General features: G+C 63.5%; 11 protein-coding genes and 1 pseudogene. 8 read left to right on the forward strand and 4 right to left on the reverse strand.

The annotated features are described in order from the left end of the window. The first annotated feature begins 29 nt into the window (after window positions 1-29). From E4631_RS14265 to E4631_RS14285, 5 genes and pseudogenes are all read left to right on the forward strand, one after another. A complete protein-coding gene (locus E4631_RS14265; protein ID WP_133656613.1) occupies window positions 30-2,609 on the forward strand; it encodes a glycosyl hydrolase 115 family protein in 2,580 nt (859 codons plus the stop codon). Between the two features lie 83 nt (window positions 2,610-2,692). Beyond that, a complete protein-coding gene (locus E4631_RS14270; protein WP_133656612.1) occupies window positions 2,693-5,374 on the forward strand; it encodes a glycoside hydrolase family 3 C-terminal domain-containing protein in 2,682 nt (893 codons plus the stop codon). A gap of 101 nt (window positions 5,375-5,475) precedes the next feature. Next, window positions 5,476-5,943: pseudogene (locus E4631_RS14275) on the forward strand (hypothetical protein); the annotation flags it as partial. 121 nt (window positions 5,944-6,064) lie between these two features. Beyond that, a complete protein-coding gene (locus E4631_RS14280) occupies window positions 6,065-6,367 on the forward strand; it encodes a hypothetical protein (RefSeq protein ID WP_133656610.1) in 303 nt (100 codons plus the stop codon). Window positions 6,368-6,410: 43 nt separating this feature from the next. After that, entirely contained in the window at window positions 6,411-7,616 is a 1,206-nt protein-coding gene (locus E4631_RS14285; protein WP_133656609.1) for a lactonase family protein, read from the forward strand. A 140-nt stretch (window positions 7,617-7,756) separates the two neighbouring features. On the opposite strand, the gene ligA is transcribed toward E4631_RS14285, so the two are convergent. Together ligA and E4631_RS14295 are read right to left on the reverse strand one after the other, a co-directional pair. Continuing rightward, entirely contained in the window at window positions 7,757-9,769 is a 2,013-nt protein-coding gene (gene ligA / locus E4631_RS14290) for an NAD-dependent DNA ligase LigA (RefSeq protein WP_133656608.1), read from the reverse strand. Window positions 9,770-9,938: 169 nt separating this feature from the next. After that, the gene (locus E4631_RS14295) at window positions 9,939-10,172 is read right to left on the reverse strand and encodes a hypothetical protein (protein ID WP_133656607.1); all 234 of its coding nucleotides are present in this window, start codon (window positions 10,170-10,172) and stop codon (window positions 9,939-9,941) included. A gap of 179 nt (window positions 10,173-10,351) precedes the next feature. Here E4631_RS14295 and E4631_RS14300 point away from each other — a divergent pair, with 179 nt between their 5' ends. The 3 genes from E4631_RS14300 to E4631_RS14310 all read left to right on the forward strand — a co-directional run bounded on the left by E4631_RS14300 (window position 10,352) and on the right by E4631_RS14310 (window position 11,680). Further along, entirely contained in the window at window positions 10,352-10,606 is a 255-nt protein-coding gene (locus tag E4631_RS14300) for a hypothetical protein (RefSeq protein WP_133656606.1), read from the forward strand. Further along, complete coding sequence (locus E4631_RS14305; protein WP_133656605.1) at window positions 10,599-10,946, forward strand: hypothetical protein; 348 nt, start codon at window positions 10,599-10,601, stop codon at window positions 10,944-10,946. The genes E4631_RS14300 and E4631_RS14305 overlap by 8 nt, the downstream gene beginning before the upstream one ends. A gap of 77 nt (window positions 10,947-11,023) precedes the next feature. Beyond that, window positions 11,024-11,680, forward strand: a complete 657-nt coding sequence (locus E4631_RS14310; RefSeq protein WP_240734930.1) for a cytochrome c oxidase subunit 3 — start codon at window positions 11,024-11,026, stop codon at window positions 11,678-11,680. Between the two features lie 168 nt (window positions 11,681-11,848). Here E4631_RS14310 and E4631_RS14315 read toward each other — a convergent pair whose 3' ends face one another. Together E4631_RS14315 and E4631_RS14320 are read right to left on the reverse strand one after the other, a co-directional pair. Next, a complete protein-coding gene (locus E4631_RS14315; RefSeq protein WP_240734932.1) occupies window positions 11,849-14,032 on the reverse strand; it encodes a S9 family peptidase in 2,184 nt (727 codons plus the stop codon). 184 nt (window positions 14,033-14,216) lie between these two features. Further along, entirely contained in the window at window positions 14,217-16,523 is a 2,307-nt protein-coding gene (locus tag E4631_RS14320) for a gliding motility-associated C-terminal domain-containing protein (protein WP_133656604.1), read from the reverse strand. Window positions 16,524-16,859 lie beyond the last annotated feature (336 nt).

The raw sequence follows: 16,859 nt of genomic DNA on the forward strand, positions 1-16,859 counted from the left end.
ACTGGGAGCTGCCCTTAAACAGTACTCCTATGCTACTCCTTTTCCGCCGCGCCGCCCTGTTGCTGCTGCTGCCCACGCTGGCCGTGGCGCAGCAGGCCGCCGCGCCGCTCACCACCCACTACATCTCGGCCAAAAAAGCGACCGGGAGCTTCCCGCTGGTGGCGGGGGGTAGGGCCGCCGCGTTCTACGCCAGCGAAACCGACTGGCCGGGCGTGCTGCGCACCATCCGCGATGTGCAGGCCGATGTGCAGCACGTGACCGGGCAGGAGCCGGCTTTTCTGACTGATGCGCCGCAGGGGGCGCAGCCGGTGGTGCTTGTGGGTACGCTGGGCCACAGCCCGTTGATTGACAAGCTGGTGCAGGCCGGCAAGCTCGACGTAGCTAACCTGGCTGGGCGCTGGGAAACCTTTGTGGTGCAAACTGTGGCCGACCCGCTGCCGGGCGTGAAGCAGGCGCTGGTGGTGGCGGGCAGCGACAAGCGCGGCACCATCTACGGCCTCTACGACCTGTCGCAGCAGATGGGCGTGTCGCCCTGGACGTGGTGGGCCGACGTGCCTGTGCCTACTCAAAAAAACCTCTACGTAGCCGCCGGCCGCCACACCATGGGCGAGCCCGCCGTGAAGTACCGGGGCATTTTTCTCAACGACGAGGCGCCCGCGCTAACCGGCTGGGCCAAGGAGAAATTTGGGGGTATTAATTCGAAGATGTACGAGCACGTGTTCGAGCTGATTCTCCGATTGAAAGGCAATTACCTGTGGCCCGCCATGTGGGGCAATGCCTTCAACGACGACGACAAGCGTAGTCCCGAGCTGGCCGATAGCTACGGCATTGTGATGGGCACCTCGCACCACGAGCCCATGCTGCGCGCCCAGCAGGAGTGGAAGCGCTACGGCAAAGGCCCCTGGAACTACCAGACCAATGCGCCGGTGCTGCAGGAGTTTTGGCGGCAGGGCATCAAGAACATGGGCAGCCACGAAAGCATCGTGACGATGGCCATGCGCGGTGACGGTGATGAGCCCATGAGCGAGGAAAACAACATTGCGCTGCTCGAAAAAATAGTGGCCGACCAGCGCCGGATTCTGGCCGAAGAAACCCACAAGCCCGCCGACCAGACGCCCCAGCTCTGGGCCCTCTACAAGGAGGTGCAGGACTACTACGACAAGGGAATGCGCGTGCCCGACGACATGACCCTGCTGCTCTGCGACGACAACTGGGGCAACCTACGCAAGCTGCCCAAGCTGGCCGACAAGCCTCGCAAGGGCGGCTACGGCATCTACTACCACTTCGACTACGTGGGCGGGCCGCGCAGCTACCGGTGGCTGAACACGAACCCGCTGCCGCGCGTGTGGGAGCAAATGCACCTGGCGCACGAGTACGGCGTGAACCAGATTTGGATTGTGAACGTGGGCGACCTCAAGCCCATGGAGCTGCCCATTTCGTTCTTCCTCGACTACGCCTGGAACCCCGATGCCCTGCCCGCCGAGGGGGTAGGGGCCTACACCCAGCGCTGGGCCACCCAGCAGTTTGGGCCGAAATACGCAGCTGATATCGCCGATATTCTGGCCAAATATGCCAAGTATAACGGCCGTCGCAAGCCCGAGCTACTCGATGCCAACACCTACAGCCTCGCCACCGGCGAATGGGCAACCGTGGTGGCCGAGTACAACCAGCTGCTGGCCCGCGCCGAGGCCATCAACCGCAAGCTGCCCGCCGCCGGCCGCGACGCCTACTACGAGCTGGTGCTGCACCCAGTGCAGGCCTGCGCCAACCTCAACGAGCTGTACTACACCGTGGCCCTAAACCAGGAGGCCGCCAAAACCAACCAGCCAACTACCAATATCCTGGCCGAAAAAGCCAAGGCGCTGTTTGCCAAAGACGCCGAAATAAAGGCGCGCTACCACGCCGTGGCCGGTGGTAAATGGAACCACATGATGGACCAGATGCACATCGGCTACACCGCCTGGCACGACGAGCGCCAGGACATAATGCCCGCGGTAGTGACGCTGGCCGCCGACGCCGTACCAATGCCCGCCCCCGCCCCGGCGGCGCCCGCCACCGGCGCGTACGTGTCGATGGAGGCCGAGCAGTATACCCAGGCCATCAACGCCGGCCCCGTAACCTGGCAGCGCCTGCCCGACCTGGGCCGCACCGCCGGGGCCGTTACCACGTTCCCCACCACGGCCGCGCCTACCCCCGCACCGGGCGGCAACAGTCCGCACCTGGAGTACAACATCACGCTAACCCAGGCGGGCCCGGTAACGGTGAGCGCCTACCTCGCGCCGACCCTGGACTTCACCAATACCACCGGCCTGCGCTATGCCGTGTCGCTGGATGAGGAAGCGCCGCAGCTCATTAACCTGCATACCGGTATGAAGCCCGGCGAAAGCAACCGGCCCTGGGAAAAGGCCGTGGCCAATGCCATCATCCTCAAAACCTCGCAGCACAACGTGGCCGCGGCCGGCGCGCACGTGCTCAAGTTCTGGCGCGTAGACCCCGGCGTGGTGCTCGAAAAGCTGGTGGTGAGCCAGAGCAGTGTGCCCGCCACCTACCTCGGCCTGCCCGAAAATGCGGCTGCTCCGGCTACTAAAGGCAGTTTGGGCAGCCGGTAGCTCCTTGTAAAACGGAGTGGCACTCCGTTTCTGGTCGGACGATGAAACGGAGTGCCACTTCGTTTTTACAGCCTTTCCCACCCATGAAATTCCCTAAACTCCTCCTGGGCCTTGGCCTGTTGGCCGTTACGAGCGCCCAGCGCCCGCCCACCAGGCCGCTGGCTACTGCGCCCACGGCCGCCTACCCCTTCCAAAACCCCGACCTGCCCCTCGACCAGCGGGTGAACGACCTAGTGGGCCGCCTCACATTGCCCGAGAAAGTATCGCAGATGCTGAACGCCTCGCCGGCCATCGACCGGCTGGGCATTCCGGCCTACAACTGGTGGAACGAGGCCCTGCACGGCGTGGCCCGCACTAGCCTGAAAACCACGGTGTTCCCGCAGGCCATCGGCATGGCCGCCACCTTCGATAAGGACGCGATGCTGACGATGGCCACCATGACCTCCGACGAGGCGCGGGCGGTGCACCAAGAGTACGTGCGGCGCGGTGAGCGGGGTATTTACCAGGGCCTTACCTTCTGGACGCCCAACATCAACATCTTCCGCGACCCGCGGTGGGGTAGGGGCCAGGAAACTTACGGCGAAGACCCCTACCTGACCGGCCAGCTGGGCTCGGCGCTGGTGAAGGGCTTTCAGGGTGATGACCCGAAGTACCTGAAAATCACGGCCTGCGCCAAGCACTTTGCCGTGCACAGTGGGCCCGAGTCGTCGCGCCACGAGTACAATGCCCAAATCAGCGACTACGACCTGTGGGACACGTACTTGCCCGCCTTTCGCGACCTGATTGTGGATGCCAAGGTGGCCGGCGTGATGTGCGCCTACAACGCCTACGCCGGCCAGCCCTGCTGCGGCAGCGACATCCTGATGACGGATATTCTCTACAAAAAATGGCAGTTTAAAGGCTACGTCACCTCCGACTGCGACGGCATCAACGACTTCTGGCAACACCACAAAACGGACCCCGACGCGGCCACCGCCGCCGCCAACGCCGTGCTGCACGGCACTGATATTGAGTGCGCTACGGGCAAGCTCTTTACCTATAATTCGCTGCTGGAATCGGTACAGAAAAAGCTCATCAGCGAGCAGCAGCTTGATACGTCGGTGAAGCGGCTGTATAAAATCCGGTTTCAGCTGGGCATGTTTGACCCCGTGGAGCGCGTGAAATACGCCCAGATTCCGATGAGCGTGGTGGAGAGCGCGCCGCACCAGGCCCATGCCCTGAAGATGGCTCGTGAGTCGGTGGTGCTGCTCAAGAATGAGCGCAACACCCTACCCCTGCGCAAAGACCTGAAGAAGCTAGTGGTAATGGGCCCCAACGCCGACAACGAGAGCGTGCAGCTGGGTAACTACAACGGCTTCCCGACCGACATCGTGACGCCGCTCGAAGGCATCCGGGCCAAGGTGGGGCCGGGCACCGAGGTGGTATACATGCAAGGCGTGGACTACGCCAGCAACACCGTGTACGAGCCGCTGGATATCAACAAAAACCTGGCTTACAACGGCCAGCCGGGCTTTCATGCCGAGTATTTTAAGGGTACCAACCTGGAAGGCGCCGCCGTGGCCACGCGCCAGGAAGCCGGCCTCGACCGCTACCTCGCCAACGTGAAGATGGAAGTGGCGCCGGGCCTGCCCGCCGAAAATTTCTCGGCCCGCTACCAGGCCACGTTTACTCCCGCCAACACCGAGGAGCTGGCCCTGCAAATCACCGGCGACGACGCCTACCGCCTTTTCGTGGATGGCAAGCCGGTAATTGATGCCTGGGCCAGCCGGGGCGTTTCGACCAACCAATACGTGCTGAACGTGACGGCCGGCAAGCCGCTGGACCTCAGGCTGGAATACTTCCAGACCGACCGCCGCACCATCCTCAAGTTCACCGGCGCTAAAGTCGTGCCCATGAACGCGGCCAATATTCTGGCTAAAGTGAAAGATGCCGACGCCATCGTATTCATCGGCGGCATCTCGCCCAAGCTCGAAGGCGAGGAGATGAACGTGAAGGTGCCCGGCTTCAGCGGCGGCGACCGCACCACCATCGGCCTGCCGCAGGTGCAAACCGACTTGCTCAAAGTGCTGCACAGCAGCGGCAAGCCCGTCGTATTCGCCCTGATGACGGGCAGCGCCATTGCTACCCCCTGGGAAGCGGCCAACCTGCCGGCCATCGTCAATACCTGGTACGGCGGGCAGGCCGCCGGCACCGCCCTGGCCGACGTGCTCTTCGGCGATTACAACCCCGCCGGCCGCCTGCCCGTCACGTTTTATAAGTCGGAAACCCAGCTGCCGGCCTTCGACAACTACAGCATGGTTGGCCGCACCTACCGCTACTTCACCGGCGAGCCGCTGTTCGCGTTTGGCCACGGCCTGAGCTATACGACGTTCAGGTACAGTAACTTAAAAGTGCTGTCGAAGCCCCAGACCGGCCGGCCCGTGACGGTGAGCGTGGAGGTGCAGAACACTGGCCCGCGCGCCGGCGATGAGGTGGTGCAGCTCTACGTGCGCCACCCCGGCACCTCAGGCCGCGTGGCCCGGCACGCCCTCGAAGGCTTCCGCCGGCTGAACCTGGCCGCTGGCCAGAAAAAGACCGTGCAGTTTACCCTGTCGCCGCGCCAGCTCTCGCGCCTCGATGCCCAGGCGCGGCGCGTGGAGCTGGCCGAGAAAGTGCAGGTTTTCGTGGGCGGCGGCCAGCCGCTGGCCGCCGCCGTGCAAGCTGGTAAGGTGCTGAAAGCCGACCTGGCTCTTACCGGCGCCCCCGTAACAATTGGTCAAAACTAACCGCGTAGCCTACCCATGAAAAATATCTTTTAAGCTGTATGCTGCCACGGCGCGGGCCGTGAAAGCCGTATCAGCGAGCTACCGGGTGGGCCGGCCCTGCCACTGCGGGCACCAGCTGGATAACCGAAACGCTGGCCTACTGCGCCCAGAATAAGGTGCCCATCGACTTCATCTCGACCCACGACTACGGCGTGACCGAGGGCGGCCTCGACGAGTTTGGCCAGGGCCAGCAAAAGCTCGGCGACCCCAACAGCATTGTCCACAACGTGGCCGCGGTGCGCGCCAAAATCCGGGCTTCGGCCTTTCCCGATGTGGAGCTGCACATCACAGAGTGGAATACCTCGTACTCGCCCCGCGACCCCGTGCACGACGCGTACGAAAGCGCCGCTTACATCCTCAACACGTTGAAGCAGACCGAAAAAACGGCCATTTCAATGTCGTACTGGACGTTTACCGACATTTTTGAGGAGGCCGCGGTGCCGCCTACCCCCTTCCACGGCGGCTTTGGGCTGCTCAACCTGCAGAATATCAAAAAGCCGGCGTACTTCGCCTACCAATACCTGCACTAGCTGAGCCCTACCGAGTTGCAAAACACCGACCTGGCCTCATGGGCTACCAAAGACGCGGCCGGCAACGTGCAGGTGCTGCTCTGGAATTTCACTACCCCCCCAGGGCAGCGAAACCAACCAGGTGTACTTCCGCAAGGCGCATCCCGATGCACCCGCCGAAACGGTGCGCCTGGTGCTAAAATGCTTATCAGCAGGTGCCTGCGCCGTGGAAGTGCAGCGCGTGGGCTACAACGAACGCGATGCCTACTCAGCCTACCTCCGCCTGGGTAGCCCCACCGCGCTAACGCCGGCGCAGGTGCGCACGCTGCAGGCCGCAACCCAGCCCGCGCCCACCGTGCAGCCGGCCCAGCGGCTGGCGGCCGGTGCGGCCCTTACCCAAACGCTGGCCCTGCGCACCAACGAAGTAGTGCTGCTGCGCCGCTAAAAGCGCCGGGCCGTAGCATCTTTGCGGTTCTCACTTGGGTCTTATGATGAATAAATTTGCGGCCGCATGGCCATTTCGTGGAGTAGCCGCACTGGCAGTACTAGCCGCGCTAGGCGGCTGCGCCAGCACGAGCACCGGCTCTTCAGCCGCCCCTGCTGACCGTAATTACCTGGTGTATGTGGGCACCAACGTGAGTGGCGACCAGGCCGCTACCATCTACCTCTACCGCCTGCACTCGGCCACCGGCGAGCTCACGCCCGTGAGCGTGCAGCACGGCGGCAGCCAGCCCAGCTACCTGACGATGGACGCCTCGCTGCGCCACCTCTACGCGGTGAGCGAAACGGGTACTTTCCAGGGGCGCACCAACAGCGGGGGCGTGAGCGCGTTTGAGGTAAACTCCTCTACCGGCGCGCTTACGCTACTCGACCAGCAGCCATCCATGGGCGCGTCGCCGTGCTACATCAGCCTCGACCACACGGGCAAGAATGCGCTGGTAGCCAATTATGTAGGCGGCAACGTGACGTTGTTGCCGCTGCGTGCCGATGGCCAGCTGGCCCCGCCCGCCACCACCGACCAGCACCTGCCGCCCCTGGGCCCGCACAAAAACCAGGACCACGCCCACGCCCATTGCTTCATCCCGGACCCGGCCAACCGCTACGCCTTTGCCGTGGACTTGGGCACCGACAAAGTATATGGCTACCAGCTCGATGCGGCCAGCGGGCAGCTGCGGCCGCTCCCTACCCCCGCCTTCGCGGCCAAGCCGGGCGCGGGGCCGCGCCACCTCACCTTTCACCCCGATGGCCGCTGGGCCTACCTCGAAAACGAGTTGAGCTCGACCGTGACGGCCCTGGCCTACGACGCGGCCAATGGCACGTTTCGCGAAATACAGACGCTTTCGACTTTGCCCGAGGGCTTTACGGGCGAAAACTCGGGGGCCGACGTGCATGTGTCGCCCGACGGCCGCTTTCTCTATACCTCCAACCGGGGCGATAACAGCATCGCCGTGTTCAGCATCGCGCCGGCCGATGGCCGCCTCACGCTGGTGCAGCACGTGAGCACGCAGGGCAAAACCCCTCGCAACTTCGCCCTCGACCCCAGTGGCCGAATGTTGCTGGTGGCTAACCAGAATTCCGATAATATCTTCACCTATCGGGTTAATAAGCAGAACGGTAAGCTGACTGCCACCGAACAGTCAGTAAGCCTGCCCTCGCCCATGTTTTTGGAGGTAGTACCCGATTTTACGAAGTAGCAACTGGTTTAAATAAGTCAAAAAGAACGTCATGCTGAGCCCGCGAAGCATCTCACCCACGCCGTCAGAGGTAGAATCCAACGGCGTGGGCGAGATGCTTCGCGGGCTCAGCATGACGTTCTTTTGGTAGCCTTGCGCTGCTATTCGCCCACCGGCAGCAGGGCCAGCAACTCGTTCTCCGAGATAATTGGCACCTTAAAGCCCAGCGCCTTCTCGCGCTTGGCGGGGCCCATATTGTCGCCGGCCACTAAGTAGCTCAGCTTCTTCGAAATGGAGCCCGTGATTTTGCCTCCGTTGGAGGTAATGAGGGTTTGGAGCTGCTCGCGGCTGTAGTTTTCAAACACCCCCGAGAGCACGAAGGTGAGGCCGGCCAGGCGGTCGCTCACCGCCAGCGGCGGCTCGCCATTGGCCTCTAGCTGCACGCCGGCGGCGGCCAGGCGGCGCACTTCTTCTTGGTTTTCGGGCTGCTGGCTCCACAGGGCTACCGAGTCGGCGGTGATGCCGCCCACGTCGGGCACGGCGGCTAGCTCCTCGGCGGGGGCCGTCATAATGGCGGCCAGCGTATGGTAGTGCTGGGCCAGGCGCTGCGCGCCACCTTCGCCCACGTAGCGAATGCCCAGGCCAAACAGCACCCGCTCGAAGGGCACGGTTTTGCTCTTTTCGATGCCCGCCAGCAGGTTTTCAATCGATTTGGTACCGAGGCGCTCCAAGCCCTCCAGCTCGGGGCGGCGCTGGGCCAGGTCGTAGAGGTCGGCGGGGGTAGCAACCAGGTTCAGGTCGAAGAAGCGGCCCACCGTTTCGGCGCCTAAGCCATCTATGTTTAGCGCCTTGCGCGATACGTAGTGCTCCAGCCGGGCCTTAAGCTGGGGCGGGCAGCCGCGCTCGTTGGGGCAGCGGAAGTGCGCCTCGCCTTCGGGGCGCACCAGCGGCGTGCCGCAGGCCGGGCACTCGGTGGGGAAGCGCACCGGCACGGCGGTGGCGGGCCGCTCGGCCAGGTCCACACCCGTTATTTTGGGGATAATTTCGCCGCCTTTCTCCACGAAAACCATATCGCCGAGGCGCAGGTCGAGCATCGCTATCTGGTTGGCGTTGTGCACGCTGGCGCGCTTCACGGTAGTGCCAGCCAGCGCCACGGGGTCGAGCAGGGCCACGGGCGTTACGGCGCCGGTGCGGCCTACGTTGTAGATGATTTCGCGCAGCCGGGTGCGGGCCGCCGCCGTGGGGTATTTGTAGGCAATGGCCCAGCGCGGGCTCTTGGCGGTGAGGCCCAGCTGGTCCTGCTGGCGCAGGTTATCGACCTTAATCACAATGCCATCCGTATTCACGGGCAGCGTGAAGCGCTTCTGCTCCCACTCGTGGATGTAGTCGAGCACTTCCTGCAAGTTGGCGCAGCGCCGCCAGGTGGGCGACACCGGCAGGCCCCAGGCCGTGGCGGCCTCCAGGCTCTCGCTGTGGCTGGTGAAGTGCCGGCCCGGCGTGAGCACCGAATACGCATAAAAGCGCAGCCGCCGCGCCGCCACCTGGGCCGAGTCTTGCAGCTTGAGCGCGCCGCTGGCCGCGTTGCGCGGGTTGGCCAGCAGGGCCTCGCCGTTTTGCTCGCGCTCCTGGTTGAGGTCGTTGAAGACTTGATTCGGCATAAACACCTCGCCGCGCACTTCTACCTCGGCCGGGAAGCTGCCGGGCAAATGCAGGGGTAGGGTGCGGATGGTGCGCACATTGGCCGTCACTACATCGCCGCGGGTGCCGTCGCCGCGTGTCACGCCCTGGTGCAGGTTGCCGTTTTCGTAAGCCAGGCTCATGGCCACGCCGTCGATTTTCTGCTCGCACACATACGAGTAGGGCGCGCCTTCGAGACCCTTTTGCACGCGCTCGTCAAACTCGCGCAGGTCGTCTTCCGAATACGTGTTGCCCAGGCTCAGCATGGGGTAGCGGTGCGTGGCCTGCGCAAACTGCTTGGTGATAGTGCCGCCCACGCGCTGGGTAGGCGAATTGGCCTGGGCAAATTCGGGGTGGGCCTGCTCCAGTTGGTTCAGCTCGGCCAGCAGCTGGTCAAATTCCTGGTCCGATACCTCGGAGATATCGTGCTGGTAATACTGCTGGTTGAGGTGGTGCAGGCGTTGGGCGAGGGCCTGAATGCGGGCTTGCGGGTCCATAGGGGGGTAGGGGCAGCGCGGAAGAAACGGATAAGCAAATAAAATAGAACGTCATGCTGAGCTTGCCGAAGCATCTCGCTCGAATTGTTAGGCTGATTGACCAACGATTCTAGTGAGATGCTTCGGCAAGCTCAGCATGACGTTCTACTGTAATCCAAATGCAGAAACTTTACGCTGCGCTCGACAAGCGCAGGCCGGGCAGCACGTACGTGGTGCCGCCCTTCTGGGCGTCGCGCTCACCTTGCTCCTCGGTGCGGGCGGGCGGCGCATTTTCCTCACCCGTCTGGCCCTGAGCCTCTTTAGCGCCGGTGGGGATAATGGGTTCGGCCGGGGCCTGGGGCTTGAAGCGGGCAACGAGCAAAAAGAGGACGGTAGCGGCGGCGAACCAGAGGAAGAATTTCATGAGCGAAGGAAAACGGCAAAAACGGAGTGACTGCCGCAAAAATACACCCGCCGGCCCAACGGCAACCCTGGCCCGGCGGCTGCGTTTGGATTTTTAGCAGCAAACGGCCGTGCTTTGCACCCTGGCGGCCCTAGTAGCTCCTTCGCTTCTCACCACCTCACCTCTCACCACTTCCCCTCATGCCTGACCAATCCGCCACCTCCTGGGCCGATACTGCCGCCTCGCTGCTCACCAAGCTCTCGGGCGGCGTCGAGTTGAACCTGAATTTTGACCAGGTTGAATTGCAAGTGCCCAACCAGGCCAACCCCGCCGGCCTACCCGCCACCTGGAAGCTCAACGGCGCGCTACGCATCCGCACTCGCGGCGAGGCGCCGACGGCCAGCGCCGCGCCCATCGTATCGCCCGTGCCAGACCCCAACGCGCCGCGTGGCTAGCGCTATTGAGGTGGAAGCCCGGCTGACGCTTACCTGGCCGGGCGGGCACGAAATTCAGCTGGCCGCGGCCGGTTCCTACCTCATTCTCAACGTGCCCAGCCAGCAGGTGCTCGACCTGATTACGAGCGGCCCGCCCCAGCCGCCGGGCACTCCCAAGCCGCCCAAAAAGCCCGGCCCCGACCCACTGGAGCAGCTGCACCACCTGGCCCGCCGCCTGGGCCTGGTACTCGACCTGCGGGTGGGTGGCAAAACCTACGTCACCTTCGGCCTGCCCGACCGCAGCGGCCCCAAGATTACGCTGAATGCGGTGCTGGGTAAAATCGGCTCCTTTTTTAAGTAAGCTCCCGCCTTTGGCCGAACAAAAATCTTCCCTTTCGCCTTAAACTAGCAGTTCATCTTGTCGTAATCTGTTTTCCCGTGCAAGTCCCCCGCGACGACCGCAATCTTCCCCCCGGCACCGGCCGCCGCCCGGCCGGCGACTCGGCTTTCAGCCGCATCGAGCGCTTGCCGCCGCTGCTCATGCTGCTCTACCTGGCACTGGTGGGCATCACCATGCTGTTTGTGACGCTGATTGCTATGTACGTGGCTTCCAGGGCCCAAAGCACGGTGCCGACCGGGCTGCACCCGTTTCCGCGCTACTTCTCGCTGAGCACGATAGTGCTGCTGGTGTCGTCGTATACCTTGGCGCAGGCTCCGCGCCTGTACCGCGCCGACGACCTCAGCGGGCTGGTGCGCTGCCTGGGCGCCACGCTGCTGCTGGGCTGCGTATTCAGCGGCTTGCAGGTGCAGGGCTGGCGCGAGCTGGTGCAGCAGGGCGTGCTGTTCACGGGCGAGCGCAGTGGCACGTTCGTCTACGTTATTTCGGGGCTGCACGTGGCCCATATTGTGGCCGGCCTCCTCTTTTTGCTGGTCAATATGCTGCGTACCCTGCACGCCAGCCGCGATAGCGTGCGCACGCTGGTCTTCATTCGCAATCCCTACCACCTACGCCAGCTACGGGCGCTGCTTACCTACTGGCACTTCATCGACGTGCTGTGGGTGGCACTGTTCGGGGTGTTTCTGTTCTTGTATTAGCAGTAGCGCGAACTTTGTAATTCGCGTCCCCGCGCCAGTTAGATGATGCTCACGGCGCGGAGACGCGAACTACAAAGTTCGCGCTACTGATTCCAGCAAAAAAGAGGGGGGTAGGAAAAGCCATAGCGCTTTTCCTACCCCCCTCTTTTGCTTAAAGCCAGCTAGCGGTTAGCGGCCGCCGGGCGGGCAGTTTTCCTTGAGGAACTTAGTATAAGTGGCGCCGAGGTGGCGGCTGGTGCCTTCGCCCTCCGAGATGCTGTGGGTGCGGTTGGGGTAGCTCATCAGCTGGAAGGTTTTGCCGTCCTTCACCAGCTCGTTTATCATCTGCTCGGCGTTGTTGTAGTGCACGTTATCGTCGCCGGTGCCGTGGATGAGCAGCAGGTTTCCGCGCAGGTCTTTGGCATGGGCCAGCGGCGAGTTATCTACGAAAAAGTGCTGGTCCTCGGGCAGCAGGCCCATGTAGCGCTCCTGGTAAATGTTGTCGTAGTTGAGCTGGTTATCCACGGCCGCGATGGAGATGCCCGTTTTGTAAATCTGCGGGTACTGAAACATCATGTTGAGCGTGCTGGAGCCGCCGCCACTCCAGCCCCACACTGCCACGCGGCTGGTATCGACGAAGCTGTTTTTGAGCACTTCCTTGGCGCCCATCGCCTGGTCGCGGATGTTGAGCGCGCCGATATTGTGGTAGATGGCCTTGCGGAACTCGCGGCCGCGCGGGGCAGGCGCGCCCCGGTTTTCGAGCGAGGCGTAGATGTAACCATCGTCGGCCATGTTGCCCTGGTAGAGGCGGTTAGCGCCCGTGCCGAAGCGGTCCACCACCGTTTGGCTGGCCGGCTCACCGTATACGTAGAACACGATGGGGTATTTCTTCTTGGGGTCGAAGTTGGTAGGCTTCACCATCCAGCCGTCGAGGGTCACGCCATCGGCCGTTTTCACCTGAAAAAACTCGGTTTTGGGCAGCTTCATGGCGCGGGCCTGGGGCGGAGTTTCGCCGCCGCTCAGACGTTGGTGAACGGGTAGGCTCACCACGTCGGCCGCCGGGTAGCTGGCGGCGCTGGAGTAGGTGTGGAGCGCGATTTTACCGTTGGGTGAGATGTCGTAGTTGTTGGTGCCGACCAGGTTTTGGGGCGTCACGCGGGTGGCCTTGCCGCCCTTCAGCGGCACTTGGTAGAGGTAGGTTTGGGTGGCGTTGGCGGGCGAGGCCATGAAGTAAATTTTGCCCCCGGCCTCGTCGATATTCTCCACGCTAATCACGTCGTAGCTGCCGGGCGTCAGCAGCTTCTCGTGGCCCGCGCGGTCAATGGCGTAGAGGTGGCGCCAGCCGTCCTTCTCGCTGCTCCACACGAAGCTCTTGCCCTTATCGACCCAGTTCCAGCCCACGGCGCCGTCCTTGGCGTCAATCCAAGCCTTATCCGTTTCGCTGAAAATAGACTTGGCCGCGCCGGTCGTGGCATTGGCCACGAGGATGTTGCTCTCGTTCTGGCGGCGGTTGAGCTGCTGCAGTATCAGCTCATTCGCGTCGGCCCACTCCATGCGGGGCAGGTAGTGCTGCACGGCGTCGCCGGGAATGTCCATCCACTTAGTAGCGCCGCCGGCCACCGGCACCACGCCCACGCGGCAGCGGCTGGGGTCTTCGCCCACCACCGGGTACTCCACGGGCGTGGTGTAGGGGTAGAGCTTGTCGGTAGTATTCAGCATCAGGTAGTTGCGCGTCTTGGTGGCGTCGAGCTGCCAGTAGGCGAGGCGCTGCCCGTCGGGGCTCCACCGAAAGCCGTCGCGGCAGTCCAGCTCCTCTTCATACACCCAGTCGAAGGTGCCGTTGATGAGCCGGTCGGTGCCATCCTGGGTGAGCTGCGTGATGGCGTGGTCAGCCAGGTTCTCCACGTACAGGTTGTGCTCGCTCACGTAGGCCACCCGGCGGCCATCGGGCGCGAACTTGGCAAACATCAGCGACGACTCGGGCCGGCCCTTGCCCAGCTGGGTTAGCTGCTTGGTGCTCAGGTTATAGACCCAGTAGTCGCCGCGCGTGTCGTAGCGCCACACCTTGCGGGTATTGGTGTTGAGCAACACCAGCTTGCCATCTTCAGAAAGCGAAAAGCGGCGCACTTTCAGCGGCGCGGTGGCGCCGGCGGGCATCAGCTGCTCCTTGCTAAGAATGGTAATTGGCTGGCCGGTTTTGCGGGCGTCGAGCTGCACGATTTCGTCTTGCTGAACCTGGTAGTAGCCGTAGCCATCTTTGGTCCATTGGGTGCCGGGGCCCACCTGCGCCTGCGCGGCGGTAGCGGTGAGCAGCAGGGCCGCGCCCACGAAGCGGGCCACGGGTGGGAGTAGGGGTAGGGAGGGATAATTCACGGGGCCGAAATTAGCCCGCTGCCGGTGAAAAAGGCTCAGTAGCGCAAACTTTGTAGTTCGCGTCGCCGCGCCGTTAAAACCGTTCGAACGGCGCGGCGACGCGAATTTTGTAGTTCGCGCTACTGAGCCGTTAAAACCGTTCGAACGGCGCGGCGACGCGAACTACAAAGTTCGCGCTACTACGCTACTGCATCACCTCCACCCAGCCCTTGTAGCGGCGGCCAGTGGTGTAAGTCAATAAATAGTAATAGGTGCCCGCCGCGCCATCGCCGGCCCAGCTGAAGTTGCGGTCGGCCGACTCATACACCAGCCGGCCCCAGCGCGAGAATATCTTGATACCCGCGAAGCGCGCGTCGCAAAAATCGGCCGGTAGGCGGCTCATCGTCAGCACGCGGTTGGCCTGGTTGCTCCCGGTGGGCAGGATGATGTTGGGCGGCGTAAAATTCGAGCTGTCGGGGTTCACCACCTCAAAGCGCACGGTGCGGGTCTGGGGCTGGGGCCGGCAAGTAGTTTCCTGCAATTGAAACGTGACGGTGAGCAGCTGCGGCTGGCCATTGACCACGCTGGCCGCGTCGCAACCCGGCAGCCACTCGAAGGTGGCGCTGGCCCGGCCCGCCGGACTGGCCGCCGTCACAAAGCGCATGCCCGCCGCCGCCAGGTCGAAGCCCTGGCCGGTGGCGCTCAGCGCGAGCACGTCGGTATCGGCATCGAAGCCCGTGAGGGTGGCCGAATAAGGCTGACCCAGCACCACCTTAACCAGCGGCACCCCGGCCCCGCTGACGGGGGGTAGGGTAGTGGTGAGCACCGGCGGCGCGTTGCTGTAATCCACAATCACCGGAATGCTGAGCGGGGCCGAGAGCTGCGTGTCGCCGCAGGGCGTGGTGGAGCTGGCCGTGAAGAGCAGCTGCTGCACCTGCCCCGGTGGGGTCGTCACGGCCCGGCAGTCCACGGGCCATGTGAAGCGGGCGCGCCGCACCGGCCCCACCTGGGTCTGCGGCACCAGCACGGCCCCCAGCCCGGCGGGCGCAAAGCCCACGCCGCCCGCCAGCGTAAACAGGATGGGGTCGCTCTCAGCATCGGTGCCGATGAGGTCGAAGGCCAGCGTCTGGCCTGGCCGCACGTGCAGCGGCAGGGTAGGGCCGGCCGTGCTGCTGAGGGTAGGCGGAGCGTTAGGCGGCGGCGTGCCAATAAAGGCCACGTGCACCGTGTCTTGCTTGGGCAGCGAGCAGCCGTTATCAGCCACCAGCACGTCGATGTAAGCTACTTTGCCCTTGGTATTTACGCAGTCGTTGAAGCAGAGCGAAGCTACCAGCGTATCGGGCTGGCCGGCCAGGTGTACCGTGCCCACGGTGGCCGTGGTGAAGGTGGGTAGGGCGCCGGTGTAGTTCACGTTGCGCAGGCTCAGGGTGAGGCGCGAGTTGGGGTCGGGGTCGGTGAAGCGCAGGCGCACGCAGTGCGGGCCACCCGGTACAATGCGCAGCGTGTCGCGGCCCGGCCGGTAGGCCACGTTGCCGCTGGGGTTGGGCAGCAGCAGCAGGCTGGGCGCGGCGTTTTTGGGGCAGGTAGTGACAAAAATCTGGAAATCGCGCCGCGTTTCGCCAATCTTCACGCCCTGGCGAAACTCCTGGCAGCGCACCCCAAACACAAATAGCCCCGTGGCCGACGGCCGCACCATGAGCCGCCCCGTGCGCGCCCCAATGGTGAGCGCCGGCGAGCCCGGAATCTGGCTGGCCAGGCCGCGGCCACTCTGCCAGATTACTTCGGTGTAAGGTGCGCTGGTGGCCGAGGTGGGCTTGGGAGTTACGGCCGTGGCGTGGCCATTGAGGGGCGTCACCATGTCGTAGGCCAAGGAGTCGCCATCGGCATCCTGGCCCGCAAAATCGTAGGTAAATAGCTCGCCCAGGCAGGCATAGTCGCTCACCGGCGGAAACACGCGCGGCGTCGAGTCGCGAAACGTCTGGCCACCCCGCACCACGGCCGGAAATTCCAGGTAAAAGGTTTGGGCCGCGTTTTGCGGCGCCACAATGTTGCTTATAGACACGTTGCGGCAGCAGCGCTCCACGGCTGCGTAGTAGCCCTGGCTGCCGTTGTACGTGCCCGGCGGTAGCTCAATGGTGCTGCGGTACACTAGGGCCTTGGTGCTGAGGTCGCCAATGGTGCAGGCCGGGTTAGTGTAGCTCACAAACGTGTTGCTGATGAGCGGCAGCGTCACCGACTGCATGGCGCGGTTGGTGGCTTTATCAAAAATGCCGGCCGTTAGCTCCGTATCCAGCGCCCCAGGGCTGCCTTTTACGGCATCAAAATACAGGTTCATGGTGAGCTGGTAGGTGTTGCCGCTCACGTATTGCAAGTCCATCTCGCCTCCCACGATGTGGGTAGCCCGCGCGGCCGGCGCGGCTAGCAGGCTCAGCAGCAGCGCTGCCACCAGCCGCCCGGCCCGTGGCAAAGCAAAGCCCCAACTCAACAGTAGCGAATAGTAAGTTTTCATCATAGCAGAAAGCCTGCTACTCCGTGCTTAGGAGTAGCTGAGTGAAGATAGGCGAGGCAGCGGGGTTTCCGAAAGCTACCGGCCCGAGCAAACCCAAGTTGCAGACCAGCTTGCTACGGGGGGAAGTTTCAACTGGAGTGGCCGCCTGGCCGGTCCGCCGGCGCGAGCCGGCCGACCGGTTATCGTTGCCAGCTGCGGCCCACGCCACGACAACCGGTCGGCCGGCTCGCGCCGGCGGACCGGGGAGCATGCCTCGCAACTTGGGTTTGCTAGTCTGCCTCAGCCGGTTATCTTCGGATAACTACTAAAATCAACGCCAGCCGGTTTGGGCTAGTATTT

The sequence above is a fragment of the Hymenobacter sp. UV11 genome, assembly GCF_004684095.1.
GTDB lineage: Bacteria > Bacteroidota > Bacteroidia > Cytophagales > Hymenobacteraceae > Hymenobacter.

Bases quoted from the DNA above. Each gene is read 5' to 3' on its own strand.
- E4631_RS14285 (WP_133656609.1), top strand. From the start codon at position 6,411: ATGATGAATAAATTTGCGGCCGCATGGCCATTTCGTGGAGTAGCCGCA.
- E4631_RS14295 (WP_133656607.1), bottom strand. From the start codon at position 10,172: ATGAAATTCTTCCTCTGGTTCGCCGCCGCTACCGTCCTCTTTTTGCTC.
- E4631_RS14270 (WP_133656612.1), top strand. From the start codon at position 2,693: ATGAAATTCCCTAAACTCCTCCTGGGCCTTGGCCTGTTGGCCGTTACG.
- E4631_RS14300 (WP_133656606.1), top strand. From the start codon at position 10,352: ATGCCTGACCAATCCGCCACCTCCTGGGCCGATACTGCCGCCTCGCTG.
- E4631_RS14320 (WP_133656604.1), bottom strand. From the start codon at position 16,523: ATGATGAAAACTTACTATTCGCTACTGTTGAGTTGGGGCTTTGCTTTG.
- ligA (WP_133656608.1), bottom strand. From the start codon at position 9,769: ATGGACCCGCAAGCCCGCATTCAGGCCCTCGCCCAACGCCTGCACCAC.
- E4631_RS14265 (WP_133656613.1), top strand. From the start codon at position 30: ATGCTACTCCTTTTCCGCCGCGCCGCCCTGTTGCTGCTGCTGCCCACG.